Source organism: Plantactinospora sp. ZYX-F-223, assembly GCF_039649625.1.
Classification (GTDB): Bacteria; Actinomycetota; Actinomycetes; order Mycobacteriales; family Micromonosporaceae; genus Plantactinospora.
Map to the genome: position 1 here is coordinate 58,871 of NZ_JBDJAV010000036.1, position 15,633 is coordinate 74,503.

The 15,633-nt window shown below is 70.5% G+C and carries 11 protein-coding genes and 1 tRNA gene; 3 read left to right on the forward strand and 9 right to left on the reverse strand.

Going from position 1 to position 15,633, the window contains the following annotated elements; all coding sequences use genetic code 11:
* Window positions 1-207: 207 nt before the first annotated feature.
* Together AAH979_RS30575 and AAH979_RS30580 are read left to right on the forward strand one after the other, a co-directional pair.
* On the forward strand, window positions 208-330 hold the full coding sequence (locus tag AAH979_RS30575; RefSeq protein WP_346261604.1) for a hypothetical protein: 123 nt from the start codon (window positions 208-210) through the stop codon (window positions 328-330).
* Window positions 331-521: 191 nt separating this feature from the next.
* Window positions 522-662, forward strand: a complete 141-nt coding sequence (locus tag AAH979_RS30580) for a hypothetical protein (RefSeq protein WP_346261605.1) — start codon at window positions 522-524, stop codon at window positions 660-662.
* A gap of 61 nt (window positions 663-723) precedes the next feature.
* On the opposite strand, the gene AAH979_RS30585 is transcribed toward AAH979_RS30580, so the two are convergent.
* Window positions 724-800, reverse strand: a tRNA-Thr gene (locus tag AAH979_RS30585).
* A 319-nt stretch (window positions 801-1,119) separates the two neighbouring features.
* Between AAH979_RS30585 and ugpC the strand changes: the two genes are divergently transcribed.
* Window positions 1,120-2,211 (forward strand): sn-glycerol-3-phosphate ABC transporter ATP-binding protein UgpC, encoded by a 1,092-nt coding sequence (gene ugpC, locus AAH979_RS30590; RefSeq protein ID WP_346261606.1) that lies wholly within the window; start codon window positions 1,120-1,122, stop codon window positions 2,209-2,211.
* Between the two features lie 194 nt (window positions 2,212-2,405).
* Here the strand turns inward: ugpC and AAH979_RS30595 are convergent, their stop codons facing one another.
* The 8 genes from AAH979_RS30595 to AAH979_RS30630 form a co-directional block, all read right to left on the reverse strand.
* Window positions 2,406-5,000 carry a family 16 glycoside hydrolase gene (locus AAH979_RS30595; RefSeq protein WP_346261607.1) on the reverse strand — a complete coding sequence of 865 codons (2,595 nt, stop codon included), beginning with the start codon at window positions 4,998-5,000 and terminating at the stop codon, window positions 2,406-2,408.
* 263 nt (window positions 5,001-5,263) lie between these two features.
* Entirely contained in the window at window positions 5,264-6,886 is a 1,623-nt protein-coding gene (locus AAH979_RS30600) for a family 16 glycoside hydrolase (protein WP_346261608.1), read from the reverse strand.
* Between the two features lie 203 nt (window positions 6,887-7,089).
* Window positions 7,090-8,451 carry a pectate lyase gene (locus tag AAH979_RS30605; protein WP_346261609.1) on the reverse strand — a complete coding sequence of 454 codons (1,362 nt, stop codon included), beginning with the start codon at window positions 8,449-8,451 and terminating at the stop codon, window positions 7,090-7,092.
* A 254-nt stretch (window positions 8,452-8,705) separates the two neighbouring features.
* Window positions 8,706-9,938 (reverse strand): Gfo/Idh/MocA family oxidoreductase, encoded by a 1,233-nt coding sequence (locus AAH979_RS30610; protein ID WP_346261610.1) that lies wholly within the window; start codon window positions 9,936-9,938, stop codon window positions 8,706-8,708.
* Window positions 9,935-11,440, reverse strand: a complete 1,506-nt coding sequence (locus AAH979_RS30615) for a mannitol dehydrogenase family protein (RefSeq protein ID WP_346261611.1) — start codon at window positions 11,438-11,440, stop codon at window positions 9,935-9,937. The genes AAH979_RS30610 and AAH979_RS30615 overlap by 4 nt, the downstream gene beginning before the upstream one ends.
* A complete protein-coding gene (locus AAH979_RS30620; RefSeq protein ID WP_346261612.1) occupies window positions 11,431-12,741 on the reverse strand; it encodes an enolase C-terminal domain-like protein in 1,311 nt (436 codons plus the stop codon). The genes AAH979_RS30615 and AAH979_RS30620 overlap by 10 nt, the downstream gene beginning before the upstream one ends.
* Entirely contained in the window at window positions 12,738-14,174 is a 1,437-nt protein-coding gene (gene uxaC / locus AAH979_RS30625) for a glucuronate isomerase (RefSeq protein ID WP_346261613.1), read from the reverse strand. Before uxaC ends, AAH979_RS30620 begins: the two co-directional genes overlap by 4 nt.
* Before the next feature lie 17 nt (window positions 14,175-14,191).
* A complete protein-coding gene (locus AAH979_RS30630; RefSeq protein ID WP_346261614.1) occupies window positions 14,192-15,520 on the reverse strand; it encodes a Gfo/Idh/MocA family oxidoreductase in 1,329 nt (442 codons plus the stop codon).
* Window positions 15,521-15,633: the final 113 nt, after the last annotated feature.

Consider the following 15,633-nt stretch of genomic DNA (forward strand, 5'->3'; position numbering starts at 1 on the left):
GGCGGTGCGACGGCCGCCGCGCCCCGGCCGGCTGCCGGCCCCTGAACCTCGACCACCCTCGCCACCGTCCGCGGCGGCCCCGGGCTTCCCGCTCTCCGCGCCAGTCGACGGGCGTCTTGCGTGGCCGTAGAGCAACAGCGGAGCGTCGGAAGCGCGCCCAGGCGGCGACGCGCGCGGCCCGTTGCGGGCCGCCTTGAGGACGTACAGATGCTGCAGCAGACGGTTCAGCGGGTCGCTGGACATCTCCACGTCCTGGACGCCAAGACCAAGGACTCCGAAGCGGTGCTACCACTACCCGAAGTGACCTGGCTCGCCCTGCTCAACCACTAGGAACGCCAGTAGATCGAACGGGGCCGCCCTGGCCGAGGTCTGAGAGGACCACGGCCTCGTCTTCCCTTCTCAGCGAGGAACCCGGATCGAACCGAGCAACCTGAGCCACGCCTTTGCCCGGCTCCGGGAGACCGCCGGCCCTGCCCGGCGTCCGTCTGCACGACCTACGGCACACCGTCGTCTCGCTGTTGATGGAACTGGGCGTCCCGCCACATGTCGTGCAGGCCACCGCCCGGCATGCCGACGTGAAGATCACTCTCAAGGTCTACGCTCACGCCAACCTTGACGCCATGCGTCAGGCGCTCGGCAAGCTCGACGGGCGGCTGTCATGATCAGCGCTGCTGTCAACCCGGCCGACCGGACGGGCTCCCGTCGCGGAACGCCTGGTGTAGTTGGAGCCCCCGGTCGGACTCGAACCGACGACCACTCGCTTACAAGGCGAGTGCTCTGGCCAACTGAGCTACAGGGGCGCATGTTCGTGGTCAGCATAGCCACAGATGCCCTCCTACCATGGGCGGCACCGATTCCGATACCCGACACCGGCCGGCACCCCACGCGCTTGGTGGTGGAGCATGCCCAGATGCCCGAAATGTTCGTCAGATACATCCCAGGAAAGGCCCCCGACCTTGGCATGTGAGAAAAACCCGTTTACCGTGGCGTGACGCGGATGACACCCGAGCTGCCCACGGCTGCCCGGATGCCTTCCACGGACCGGTGCGGCAACGCGCCGGTCGCTCTTTCACTCGGATCGTCCGGCACGTTCCTGCCGGTGAAAGGAAGCGCTGCACCATGGCTACGGTCACCTACTCGAAAGCCACCCGGATCTACCCGGGTACGGAGCGCCCGGCGGTCGACCACCTCGACCTGGAGATCGGCGACGGCGAGTTCCTCGTCCTGGTCGGCCCCTCCGGCTGCGGCAAGTCCACCAGCCTGCGGATGCTCGCCGGGCTGGAAGACGTCGACGACGGCTCGATCTACATCGACACCCGGGACGTCACCCACCTGCCGCCGAAGGCCCGCGACATCGCGATGGTCTTCCAGAACTACGCGCTCTACCCGCACATGACCGTCTACGAGAACATGGCGTTCGCGCTGAAGCTCCGGAAGACCTCGAAGTCGGAGATCGACCGGCGGGTCAAGGAAGCGGCCGCCCTGCTCCAGCTGGAGGACTACCTCAGCCGCAAGCCCAAGGCGCTCTCCGGTGGTCAGCGCCAGCGGGTCGCGATGGGCCGGGCGATCGTCCGCGAGCCCCAGGTCTTCCTGATGGACGAGCCGCTGTCCAACCTGGACGCCAAGCTCCGGGTGCAGACCCGTACCCAGATCGCGACGCTCCAGGCCAAGCTCGGCGTCACCACCGTCTACGTGACGCACGACCAGGTCGAGGCGATGACCATGGGCCACCGGGTGGCGGTCATGCTGGACGGCGTACTCCAGCAGGTCGACACCCCGCGTGAGCTCTACGACACCCCGGCCAACGTCTTCGTCGCCGGCTTCATGGGCTCCCCCGCCATGAACATCAAGACCGTGCCGCTGACCGACAACGGTGCGATGTTCGCCGATCTGGCCATCCCGCTGACCCGGGAGCAGATCGCCGCGGCCAAGGCCGAGGGCGGCAACGGCAAGGTGACCGTCGGCTTCCGTCCGGAGGACTGCGACCTGGTCTCGGAGACCGAGGGCGGCCTCGCCCTCGTCGTCGAGCTGGTCGAGGACCTGGGCTCGGACGCGAACGTCTACGGCCACGCCGCGATCGACGGCACCTCGGAGCGGTTCGTGGTGCGTACCGACCGCCGGCACATGCCGAACATGGGTGACACCGTCTACGTCAAGCCGCGTACCGGTCGGAACCACGCGTTCCACGCCGTGACCGGCAACCGGATCTGATCCGGCCGGACCACACCGCGTCGGGGCGGTCGCTTCTCCTCAGAAGCGACCGCCCCGATCGTTTTCCACGGACCTCCCGCCAGCGCGCGGTGCCGGGCGCCGCCGGCGAAGCCCTGGTCAGGTCACGTAGCGGGTGCCGGCGACCGACCGATGCCGGTCGCCGGCCCGCTACCTGCGCCTGATGTGCGGCGAGGTCAGATCTTGCCCGCGCCCGCACCCGCGGTGACGGATGCCTTGACCGTGCCGACGTTGTCGGCGGTGTAGCCGTACGGGACCGGGGCCACCGAGCCGTTGACCTCGCACGGGCCGGAGTTGGTCAGCGAGTTGTCCCGGGCCACCAGTCGTCCGGGATCGGAGTCCGCGTACCCGCTCGCCGACCAGCACGCCTGCTGCACGTTCTCGAAGACGTTGGCTTCGACGAGTACCCCGGCGTTCATCGTGGAGGCGATGGCGTAGGAGTCGGCGTTGTTGTTGACGTTGGAGTAGTAGTTGTTGAAGACGTGCACCGTCTCGCCGAAGCGCACCCGGGGGCTGCGCTCGAAGGTCCGGTCGAACCAGTTGTGGTGGTACGTGATCCGCAGGTGACCCACGTCCTCGCCGGAGTTGCCGTCGGAGTGCCCGACCAGCGAGGTCTTCCAGTGGTTGCGGACGACGTTCCAGGACAGCGTGATGTAGTCACCGGCGTGGGTGATATCGATCATGCCGTCGTAGTGGTCGGGGTCGTCCTCGATGGTGCTGGACAGCGTGTTGTGGTCGATCCAGATGTGCGTCGCGTTCTCGATCTGGATCGCGTCCCCGCCGGGCACACCACGGATGTTCATGTTCTGGATGATCACGTTGGCCGGCTCCATGTCCTCGATGTTGAGGGTGGTGCCGGAGACGCCGGAGTTCGCGCCGACGCCCCGGATCGTCTTGTTCGCCGTGATCTCCACCGTCCCCGAGCCGCTGAGCATGCCGTTGACCAGGATGGTCCTGGCCCCCGATGCCTGCGCCTGGGTCCGGAAGTCGGCGAAGCTGCTCACCGTCACCGTGGATCCACCCGCACCGCCGGTGGTGCCACCAGCCTGGGCGGCCCAGCCGATCAGGCCGGTCTGCGGCGGGCCGCTGGTCGGCGGCGGCGTCGTGGGCGGCGGAGTGGTGGGCGGGGGCGTCGTCGGGTTCGTGGTCGGCCCGCCGGGCAGCCCGACCCGGCCCACGCCGGCCTGCGCGGAGACCACGGCCTTCATGTCGCAGGCGGTCTGCACCGTGTACGGGTACGGCGGGTTGCTGACGCTGCCGCCGGTCTGGCCGGCGCCCGAGTTGATCAGACAGTTGTTCCGGGCCACCAGCCGGCCGTCCCCGGAGTCCCCCTCACCGAGGTGGTACGGGTCGTCGACGTTCTCGAAGTAGTTGCCCTCGACGATCACGCCGGCGTTCTCGGTCGACGCCACACCATAGTTGCCGGTGTTCAGGTAGTAGTTGTTGTAGATGTGCACCTGGTCGCCGAAGCGCACCCGGGGGTTGCGCTGGTTGGTGTTGTCGAAGAAGTTGTGGTGGTAGCTCACCTTCAGATAGCCGACGTCCTGCGCGGCGTTGCCGTCGTCGTGCCCGAGCAGCATGTTCTTGTCGGTGCCGTCCGCGTGGTTGTACGAGATCGTCACGTACGACGAGCCGCGCTTGACGTCGACGCCGCCGTCGGCACCGGTCGTCCAGGTGTTGTGGTCGATCCAGATGTGGTGCGAGAACATCTGCACGTTCACCGCGTCGTCGTCCCAGTTGCGGAAGTTGAGGTTCCGCAGGATGACGTTGTGCACCGCGTTCGACGGCGGCGAGGTGATGCCGTTGTCGATCGGCAGGCCGATGTTGAGGCCGCCGCCGGTGAAGCCGGAGTTGGCGCCGATTCCGACGATCGTCTTGTCCGAGCTGACCTCGTGCATCGGGCCGGGCAGGTCGATCATCCCGCTGACCTGGATGATCTTCGGCCCGGCCGAGGCCGCCTCGGTGACGAACTGCGCCGCCGAGGTGACGGTGACGGTCGGGCCGCCCGCGCCGCCGGTGGTGCCGTTCTGGCCGAGCGCGTTGACCCCGGCCCAGCCGTCGGCCACATTGGTCCCGGGGTTGCCGGTCGGCGGCGGGGTGGTGGTCGGGCCACCGGTCGGCGGGGTGGTCGGCGTGCTCACGCTGTCGCTGACCAGTACGTCGTCGAAGTTGGCGGTGGCGTTGAAGGTGGCCACCCCGACCCGGCCGGCGGCGTACTGGCTGTCGGTGCCCTCGGTGAGCAGCGTGCCGTTGACGTACCCGCGCAGCGAGCTGCCCGAGACGTCCAGTCGCAGCGTGTACCAGCTGTTCAGCCCGACCGTCACACCGGCGGTGTCCAGTGTGGTCGCGGAGCCGCCGGAGAGCCGCTTCAGCTCGACGGTGTTGTTGCTGCGCAGCGCCAGGTAGTAGTAGCTGGTGTTGCTCTGCACCCGGGCCAGCACCGCGACGAACCGGTTCGAGCCGTTGAACGAGGTCGGCTTGACCCGGGTCTGCACGGTGTAGTTGCTCCAGCTCGTGGTGCCGGCCAGCGCCCGGGCGTCGCTGCTGCTACCACCCTGCTGGTAGACCCGGCTGCCGTCAGTCGCCACTGACCAGGAGCCGCCGGACGTGGTCCAGCCGCTGGCATTGCCGTCCTCGAAGTCGTCGGAGAAGAGCGTCGCGGCCTGGGCGGTGGCGCCCATCCCGACCGCGAGGGCGACCGCGGCGAGCGCGGCGCCGGTCGAGATCAGAAGACCACGACGGTGTCTCCGCCGGGTTTCGGTGATACTCACGGAACCTCCTCGGGTTATGTGTTTGCCCTGTCGGGCACCGGCCTCGGATTCACGGAGCTGTACATTGATGTTTGTCGATCTTCAAGTGCCGGATCGGCCCAGGACGGCCGGACTCGACACGCCGGGTGTGCGGAGGGAACGGGGCTGCGGAGGCGGTCGGCCCGGCGGCCTGCTGGCGTGCGAGACCGACCGGGAGTGGCCTGTGCCGGGACCGCGCGCGGCGGTGCGGTGGTGCGGGGCCGGTACCGCCGCGCGCGGGGTCCCTAGAAGGGCAGCTTTCCGGTGCCGCTGCCCGCCATCACCGTCGCCCGGATGCTGTTCGGGTCGGCGACGGTGTAGGAGTAGTAGCTGCTCGGCTCGGTCACCGAGCCGCCGGAGTCACCCGGCTCGCTCGTACCGGCCAGCACGTTGTTGCGGGCGACCAGCCGGCCCCGGGTCCCGGAGTAGCTGATCGACCAGGGCACCTCGACGTCCTCGAAGTAGTTGCCCTCGACCACGCAGCCCGAGTTCATCTGGCAGGCCACCCCGACGTCGGTGTTGTAGACGAAGTAGTTGTTGAAGACGTGCACCGGGTCGCCGAACCGGACCCGGGGGTTGCGCTGCGGCGTACGGTCGAACCAGTTGTGGTGGTACGTGACCTTCAGATATCCGGTGTCCTGCGCCGCGTTGCTGTCGTCGTGCCCGAGCAGCATGTTCTTGGTGTGGTGGTGGGTGTGGTTCCACGACACCGTCACGTAACTGGCGCCCCGCTTGACGTCGATCAGGCCGTCGTAGCCGGCCGACAGGTCGTTGTGGTCGATCCAGATGTGGTGCGAGAACATCTGCACGTTGATCGCGTCGTCGACGGTGTTCCGGAAGTTCAGGTTCCGGACGATCACGTTGTGGATGGCGTTCGCCGGTGGGCTGGTCGCGTCGCTGACCGGCAGCCCGATGTTCAGCCCGCCGCCGGTGATCCCGGAGCTGGCGCCCACCCCGACGATGGTCTTGTCGGACATCACGTCGTGCATCGGGCCGGGCAGCGCGATCATGCCCTGCACCCGGATGTTCAGCGGGCCGGGCTGGCTGATCGCGGTGAGGAAGTCGGCGGCGGTGGAGACCGTCACCGTCGGGCCGCCGGCCCCGCCGGTGGTGCCGTTCTGGCCGAGCGCGAAGACCCCGGCGAAGCCGATCGGCGGGGCGCCCGGGTCGAGCGGCGGACCGGTCGGCGGCAGCGTCGGCCCGCCGGTCGGGCCACCGGTCGGCGGCGTACCCGTCACCGTCGCCACCTCGACGTCGTCGAAGGAGGCGCTGGCGTACGAGGCGGCCAGACCGACCCGCCCGGCGGAGAGTACGGAGTCGGTGGCCTGCACCGACAGGCTGCCGTTGACGTACCCGCGCAGCGTGCTGCCGGTCGCCTCCAGCCGCAGCGTGGCCCAGGTGTTCACCGGTACCGCGCCGGAACCGCTGGCCAGCGCCACCGGCGCCGAGCCGTCCCGCTTGACCAGTTGCACCCCGCCGGTGCTGGTCACCACCAGCGCGTAGTAGCGGCTGGAGCTCTGCGCCCGGGCGATCACCCCGACGTGCCGGTTGGCACCGTTGAACCCGGTCGGCTTGACCCGGGCCTGCACCGCGTAGTCGCTCCACGAGGTGGTGCCGGTGAGGGTACGCGCGTCGCTGCTCTGCCCGGATTGCCGGTAGACCCGGCTGCCGTCGGTAGCCACCGCCCAGCTTCCGCCAGAGGTCGACCAGCCGGAGGAGTTGCCGTCCTCGAAGTTGTCGGTGAGCAGGGTATCGGCGAAGGCGGCCGGCATCGCGACGGTGATCGCGGCGGCGGCGAGCATTCCGGCCGCACCCGCGACGGCGACCAGCCGCCACCTCGGTCGTCCCCGGGACTGGTTGGCGTGCACAGTGAGCCTCCCTGTGGTGGTGGGGGTGGTGGGCCGCCGCCGGCGCGGCGACGGCGGCGGTGTGGGGTACTGCGTTCTCGGCGGCGCCGCGCCGCCGCGGGCTGGACTCGGTGGGACGACCGGGTCAGCCCTGGACCGGCCGCCGTTCGGCTCCGGCGAGGGTCCGCACCACCGGCGGTACCGGTGGAATCGAGGGGCCGGAGCTATCCCGGCAGCCGACCGGCTCCGGCCAGGGCCTGCACCACCAGCGGGACGAGTGGAGCGGGCAGCACCGGCCCGGCCCGGAGCGTCGGCGTCCACCCGGCGTCGCCGCCCAGATCGGGCTCGTGCTCGGCGTTGTACGCGGCCAGCAGGCTCACCGGCCGGGCCGGCTTCCGGCCCTCGCGTACCCAGTTGCCCCGCTCAGTGAGCACCGTGCCGTCCCAGTCGTAGAGCAGGTCCGCCGCGGTGACGCCGGAGCCGAGGGTGAAGTGGTTGTTCTCGGCGTGGACCGCCGACTGCACACCGACCCCGATCGCGTAGCTGAACGCGTCACCGGCGAGCCGGTAGGCGTTGTTGTAGATGTCGACCTGGCCGAACCGCACCCGGGGCAGCCGCTGCATCGTGCCGTCGAAGAGGTTGTGGTGCAGCGTGACGTTGAGCCGGCCCACGTCCGGGCCGACGGTGTTCGACGAGCCGATCAGCATCACCTTGTCCCGGGCGACGAACCGGTTGTACGAGGCGGTCACCCGGCTGGCGGTGTGCGTCACGTCGAGCGACCCGTCGTGCACCATGTACGGCCGTCCGAAATAGACCGGCAGCCCACTGTCCGGGTTGTCGCCGTCGGTGAAGGTGTTGTGGTCGACCCAGACGTTCTCGCTGCGCCGTACCGACATCAGGTCGAACTGGGAGTTCCAGTTGCCGGCGTCGGAGTCCGTCGGCGACCACGCCGGAAAGCAGTCCCGGGCGTCGGCGAGGGTCAGGTTGCGCACGATCACGTTGTTGGCGGTGTCCACCATCAGGGTCAGCCCGGTGAGCGTGGCGCCGCGCAGCCCGACGATGGTGGTGTTCGGCCCGACGTTGATCTGGGTCTGCCGGGTCTGGTTCGCCACCGACCGGACCCGGGCCTGCTCCAGTGGCCCGGACGGCGCCACCCGCCCCCAGGTCGCCGGGTCGTACGCGGTCAGGTACGCGTCGAGCGAGTACTCGGGGTCGGCCAGGTCGGCGCAGCCGAGCAGCCGCCCGTCGGCGGCCTCGAAACCGTCGATCCCGCCCTCGACATAGATGATCTTCGGAGTAGCGTTGCTCCTGTTCGTGGCGTTGTCGCCACCCAGTGCCTGCACCAGTTCGGTCCTGGTCCGGACCACGTGCACCTGGTCCGGGGTGGCCGCCGAGCCTCCGGTGGTGCCGGGGCCGGCGGCGGCCCAGCCGTCACCGGCCGGCAACGCCTGCCGGCCCAGCGAACGGGCCACCCAGGACACTCCGTCCTTCCCGTGCGCGCCGGCCGTCGCGGGCGCCGCCAGCACGGCACCGGAGACCACGAGAAGACTGCCGACCACGGCGGCGGTCAACCTGCTCGATCGCATCCCACTCTCCGCGTCTGTCTACCGTTTGCCGGATCTCGTAACGGCTACGAAATCCTCTTGTTATTGAACGGTAGGTATCAGCACTTAAAAGTGTCAATGCGTTCTGTTTGCAGGTATGTTGCACTGAATACAGGCAATAACGATTTGCTCGGCGACCGTATGCCGAGTAGAGGGATATTCGGTCCGATTTCTATCGAACAGTTGTCCCCGAGATTTGCAGTCTGTCGTTCGTTATCACGCAGGACGTCCGGCCGTCACGCATCGCCCGTCTCCCTCTCCACCGCCGCCCGGTGCGGCTTCACCGCCCACGGCACAGCCAGCTCCGACAGCAGCGCCCCCTCGGCCGCCGCCCGGCGCAGCACCGCGTTCACTCCCCGGATCGTCAACACCCGGTCCGGCCCCGCGCCGGTCGCCACCACCCGCTCCCCGCCGACCAGCTCCGGTTCCGGAGCGGCCGAGACCGCCTGCACCAGGGCGGTGAACGCCGCCGTCCGGGCAAGCGGCGCGATCAGCGGCACTCCGCCCGGGTCGGCCCGGTGCGCCAGCAGGTTCTCCAGCAGGTTCACCCGGCCCGGTACGTCGCGCGGCCCCGGATCACCGGGCAGCGTCAACCGGTCGGCGGTGTATTCCAGCACCGCCCGGCCGGTCGTGCCGTGCACGATCACCTCACCGGCGACGAAGTCCTCACCGGCGAGCGTCACCGCGGCCAGCACCGGGAGGCCGCAGCCGAGGGTTGCCCGCAGCGCGGCGGTGTCGTCCACCTCGATCGGCCGGGTCCGGTAGCGCTCCAGCTCGACCTGTGCCGGCCAGTCCGGCGCCGCGCCATCGACCGCGCCCAGCGGCGCGACCGCGCCGGCCGCCACCGCCGCCCTGGCCACCGCCAGGCACTGCATCACCGCATGCGCCAGCGGATTCACGAGTACGCCGTCCAGCGCCGGCCGCCCGTCCAGGCTGCGCCGGCCGGCCCACGGAGCGCGGGCGTAGTAGCCGTCGGTGCGTTGCCAGGAAGCCACCGTGGAGATGCCGGTGACCCGGCCCAGCCGGCCGTCAGTGACCGCCGAGGTCAGCTCGTGCAACGCCGTCGAGCCGAGCGCCTGGAAGCCGATCTGGGCCACCCGGCCCGCCTCGGCCAGTGCGCCGGCCAGGATCCGGTGCTCGGCCAGCGAGAGCACCGGCGGCTTCTCCAGCAGCAGGTCCGCGCCGACCCGGATCGCCTCCAGCGCGATCGGCAGGTGGGTGTGCGGCGGGGTACAGATCACCACCACGTCCGGGCGTACCGCACCGAGCATCTCGCGGTGGTCGGTGAAGATCCCCGTGCCGGGCGGGACCGGCGCGTCCGGCGCCGCCTCCACCGGGCGTACGTCGACCAAGGCGACCAACTCCAGCTTCCCGGCGTCGTGCAGCGGGGCGATGATCCGGCGGTGCCACAGCCCATGCCCGCTCGCCCCGACCAGCGCCACCCTCGGCGGCGCCCCGACCCCGGTCATGCCGCACCCGCCAACGTCTTCTCCACCCCGTGCCGGTCCAGCGCGGTGAGCCACTCGACCACCAGGTCGCGTACCTCGTCGTCGGCGGCCAGTTCCGCCGGGAAGACCTCGGTCAACCCGAACAGCGCCGCCACCACCCCGGCCGGGGAGTCCTTCCCGGCGGCCAGGGCCGCCCGGATCCGGTCGGCGAGCGGGTCATCGAGGGGCAGCGACGTACCGTCGTCGGCGTGGCCCTGGGCGAAGCGCATCCAGGCCGCCACCACCAGGGCCGCCCAGCGGGGCCGGGCCCCGGCCGCGCGCAGGTCCGCGATGGTGTGCAGCACCCGCTGCGGCAGCTTCTGCGAGCCGTCCATGGCGATCTGGATGGTGCGGTGCCGGATCACCGGGTTGGCGAACCGCTCCAGCACCTCCTCGCCGTACTCGACCACCGAGACGCCGTCCGGCGGGGTGAAGCTTTTCGCCACATCCTCGGCGATCAGCCGGCGCAGCACCCCGGCCAGGTGCGGAATCTCCAGCGCCTCGGCGATGGTCTCCCGGCCGGCCAGCGCGCCCAGGTACGCCGTTGCCGAGTGCACGCCGTTCAGCGCCCGCAGCTTGAGCCGCTCCCACGGGCCGGCGTCGTCGGTGAGCACCGCCCCGGCCCGCTCCCAGGCCGGTCGCCCGCCCGGGAACCGGTCCTCGATCACCCACTGCCGGTACGGCTCGGCCGCCACCGCCGCCAGGTCGCTCACCCCGAGCGCCGCCTGCGCGTCGGCCAGGGTCTGCGGGGTGCTGGCCGGCACGATCCGGTCCACCATGGTGCCGGGGAAGCTGACATTGCCGCGCAGCCAGTCGGCGATCCGTTCGGACCGCCCGCCCGCGCCGGCACCGACCACCTGGAGTGCCTGGCCGACCAGGCTGTGCAGCCGCTCCCCGTTCGACGGCAGGTTGTCGCAGCTCACCAGGGCGATCGGGCCGGCCTCGGCGACTGAACGGGCCAGCAGGCCCCGGACCAGCAGGCCGGGCACGGTCTGCGGCGGCCGGTCGGTGGTCAGGTCGGCCAGTACCGTCTCGTCCGGGCGGAGCCGGCCGGTCGCCGGATCGAGCTGGTACGCCTTCTCGGTCACCGTCAGCGTCACCACCCGGATCGCCGGATCGGCCAGCAGCGCGACGATCGCCGCCGGGTCGCTGGCCGCGTGCCGGACCCCGGCGAGCGCCCCGACCACCCGGGTCTGGTTGCCCGCTCCCGAGGTGCTGGTGACGCTGAACAGGCAGTCCTGGGCGGCGAGCTTGGTCACCATGTCGGTGCTGCGCGGTGCCACCCCGATGAGGCCCCAGTCGCCGCCGGCCGCCGCGACCGCCTCCTCGGTGTAGACCGCCTGGTGGGCCCGGTGGAACGCACCCAGCCCGAGGTGCACGATCCCGGCCGGTACGGCACCGGGCCGGACCAGCGGGCGGCTCGACGCCGGCAGCCGGCGCAGCACGCCGAGGCCCAGCCGCGACGCGCCGACGGTCACGCCCATACCGGGCCGTCCGGGAAGGAGTACTCGGCGATCGAGTCGGGCTTCATCGTGGAGCTGTAACCGGGCTGCTCCGGCAGGAGGTAGCGGCCGCCACGGGTGCGTACCGGGTCGACGAAGTGCTCGTGCAGGTGGTCGACGTACTCGACCATCCGGCCGTCCAGCGAGGTGCCGACCCGCAGGTAGTCGAAGATCGCCAGGTGCTGGACGTACTCGCAGAGGCCGACGCCGCCGGCGTGCGGGCAGATCGGCACGCCGAACTTCGCCGCCATCAGCATGACCGAGAGCACCTCGTTGACCCCGCCGATCCGGCAGGCGTCGATCTGGCAGACCCGGATCGCCTCGGCCTGCATGAGCTGCTTGAAGATGACCCGGTTCGCCGCCACCTCGCCGGTGGCGACCCGGCAGCGCCCGCCGGAGAGCCCGGTCACCGCCTCGGCGATCCGGGCGTGCCCCAGTACGTCGTCGGCGTGCGTCGGCTCCTCGATCCAGTACGGGTCGAACTCGACCAGCCTCGACATGTTGGCGATCGCCTCGTCGACGTCCCAGACCTGGTTGGCGTCCATCATCAGCAGCGCGTCCGGACCGATCTCCTCGCGGATGATCCGCGCCCGGCGTACGTCGTCGTCGACCGGGCCGCCGACCTTCATCTTCATCGCCCGCCACCCCTGGGCGTACGCCTCCCGGGTCAGCGCCCGGACCTTGTCGTCCGGATAACCGAGCCAGCCGACCGAGGTGGTGTACGACGGGAACCCGTCCCGCTCCAGTTCGGCCAGCCGGTCCGCCAGGCCGACCTGCCCCTTGTCCAGGATGGCGGCGGCCTCGGCCGGGTTGATCGCGTCGATGATGTGGTGGAAGTCGATGTTGCGGACCAGTTCCTCGCTCGGCATCTCGGCGAGCAGCCGCCACAGCGGTTTACCCTCCAGCTTGGCCCGCAGGTCCCAGACCGCGTTGACCAGCGCGCCGGTCGCCATGTGGATGACGCCCTTCTCCGGCCCCAGCCAGCGCAACTGCACGTCGGCGCTGAGTGACCGCCAGAACGCCACCGGCCGCGCGACGATCTCGGCCATAGACCGGCCGACCACGTGGTGGGCAAGGGCCCGGATGGCGGCGCAGGTCAGCTCGTTGCCCCGGCCGTTGGTGAAGGTGAACCCGGCCCCGAAGGTCCCGTCCGGTGCGTCGGTGCGCAACTCGACGTAGCTGGCCGAGTAGTCGCCCCGGTTGATCGCGTCCGAGCCGTCCCCGGCCGCCGCCGTCGGAAACCGCACGTCGTGCACGTCGACGCCGGTGATGGTAACCGTCACTTGTCAGTGCTCCCGAGCTTGAAGACCTTCTTGGGCAGGTGGTAGGCAAGGTCGACGATGGTCTCGGCCGCCTCGTCCAGCGGCAGCCGGTGCTCGGCGACGAGCCGGGCCAGGAAGCCGGCGTCGATCCGCCGGGCCACGTCGTGGCGGACCGGGATCGAGCAGAACGCCCGGGTGTCGTCGACGAATCCGGCGGTGTTGTAGAAGCCGGCGGTCTCGGTGACCGCCTCGCGGAACCGGCGCAGCACCTCGGGCGAGTCCAGGAACCACCAGGGCGCGCCGAGGTAGAGCGCCGCGTAGCCGCCGGCCAGCGGGGCCAGTTCCCGGGTGAAGGTGTACTCGTCCAGCGTGTAGACGACGACCCGCAGCCGGGGATCGTTGCCGTACGCGTCCAGCAGCGGGGTGAGCGCGTGCAGGTATTCGGTGGCCTGCGGGATGTCACCCCCGACGTCGCGCCCGTGCTTGGCGTAGAGCCAGCGGTTGTGGTTGCGCACCGAGCCCGGGTGGAGCTGCATCACCAGGCCGTCCTCGATGGACATCCGGGCGAACTCGACCAGCATGTGCGCCCGGAACGCCTCGGCGTCCTCCGGGGTGGCCTCGCCGCGCAGGCCGCGCTCGTAGAGGGCGCTCGCCTCGGCCTCGCCCAGCCGCAGGGTCAGCGCGGTCGGGTGGCCGTGGTCGGTGGAGGTGGCCCCGGCGGCGATGAACGCCTCGCGGCGCTTGCGCAGCGCGGCGAGGTAGCCGGGGTACCGGCCGGTGTCCTCGCCGGCGATCTCGCCGAGCCGGGCGACGTTGCCGGCCCAGCCGTCGAACTCCATGTCGACGACGTTGTCCGGCCGGAAGGTGGTGATCACCCGGCCGCCGGGGCCGCCCCAGCCGTCGGCGGCCAGCTTGGCGTGCCGGCCCAACTCGTCCAGCGGCGACTCGGTGGTGGCCAGCACCTCGATGTTGAACCGCTCGAAGAGCGCCCGGGGCCGGAACTCCGGCTGGGCGAGCTGGGCCGCGATCGCGTCGTAGATCTCGTCGGCGGTGCCCGGGGAGAGTAAGGTCTCGATCCCGAAAACGTTCCGGAAGGTCTCCTCCAGCCAGAGCCGGCTCGGGGTACCCCGGAACAGGTGCCAGTGCGCCGCGAACCGCCGCCAGATGGTCCGGCCGTCCGTCTCGACCGGCTCGCCGTCCACCGCCGGTACGCCCAGCTCGGCCGGGGTGACTCCCTGACTGAGCAGCATCCGGGTCAGGTAGTGGTCCGGGACGATGATCAGCCGCGCCGGGTCCGGAAAGGCGACGTCGTCGGCGAGGATGCCCGGGTCCACGTGCCCGTGCGGCGAGATCAGCGGCCGGTCCCGGACCAGCGCGTACAGCTCGCGGGCGATGGCCCGCTGGCTGGGCTCGGACGGGAAGAGCAGGTCGGGCCGGTCGGACGGTGCGGACACGGGCTGGCTCCTTGCGATCAGGGGATGGTGAGCAGCTCGGCGACGCGGACCGGCTGCCCGGTTTCGAAGGATCGGTTCGCGGCCAGGCCGGTGAGCAGGGCGAGTGCGCCGTCCCGGGCGGTGGCCGCCCGGTCCATCGGGTCGGTGTGCCCGCCGAAGAGCACCGCGGTCATCCGGGCGTCCGCACCGCCGTGTCCGGTCCGGGTGTAGCCGGAGACGGGTACCTCCCGGGGCTGCTCCCAGAAGGGCCGCAGGGTGATCTTCGCCCACCCCTCCTCCACGGCGGCCTGTACCCCGTGCAGCGCGGCTCCCTTCAGCTCGCCGGCCGCCTGCGGGCTGACGAAGTCGCTCTCCACCACCTCGAGTTCGAGCCGACCCCGGCTGCCGTTGAACATCACCCGGTAACCCTCCCAGGGCGCGTACGCGGTCAGGTGGTAGGTCATGGTGGCACCGCTGTCGTACTGCGCCAGCACCGCCATGTCGTCCTCGATGGTCACCCCGGGCGCGAAGACGTTCTGGTCACGGTGGTAGCCGTCCTCGGCCTCCGCCTCCAGATAGAGCGCCCGCAGCCTCGGGTGGTCGGCCAGGTGCAGCGCGAACGGGTCGTCCGCGGCGGCCGGCGCGCCGTGCGCCCGGTCGTACGGGCGGGCGTAGCCGTGCCGCTTGCCGGCCACGTCGCCGTAGAAGAAGAGCCGGCCCGAGGCGTAGACCTGGACCGGCTTCGCGTCCAGCCACCAGTTGACCAGGTCGAAGTGGTGACTCGCCTTGTGCACCATCAGCCCGCCGGAGTTGGCCTTGTCCCGGTGCCAGCGCCGGAAGTAGTCGGCACCGTGGCGTACGTCGAGCAGCCACTCGAAGTGGACGGAGCCGATCTCGCCGATGGCGCCCTCGGCGAGCACCTCCCGGACCTTCTCATGCAATGGGTTGTAGCGATAGTTGAAGGCGACCGAAACTTTTCGGCCGGTTTCCGCAACAGCCCGCAGGATCCGCTCGCACCGGGGCACGTCGGTGGTCATCGGCTTCTCGGTGATCACGTCGCACCCGGCCCGCAGCGCGGCGACGATGTACTCGTCGTGCGTCCGGTCCACACTGGTCACCAGCACGACGTCGACCCGTTCCTTCTCCAGCATGGAGGAGAACTCGCTGGCCAGGTACGTCGGCACCGGGTCGAAGTCGAGTTCCGCGAGCCAGCCGTTGTGCGCGTTCATCCGGGCCGGATTGACGTCGGCGAAGGCGACCAGCCCGGCCGTGTTCGGGTGGTCCAGCACCAGGGCCCGGACGAACATCTCCGCACGCGCGCCCGTACCGACCAGGGCGAAACGCTGCCTTCCCGGGGTTACCGACATCCCAGCTCGCCTCCGTTGGCTGCAAAGGTTTGCAGGAGAAGTAACCACGTATCCGAGCGGTCGTCAACGACCTGCAGCAAAGCTGCGGCTTTTATCCAGATCTGTAACTATGG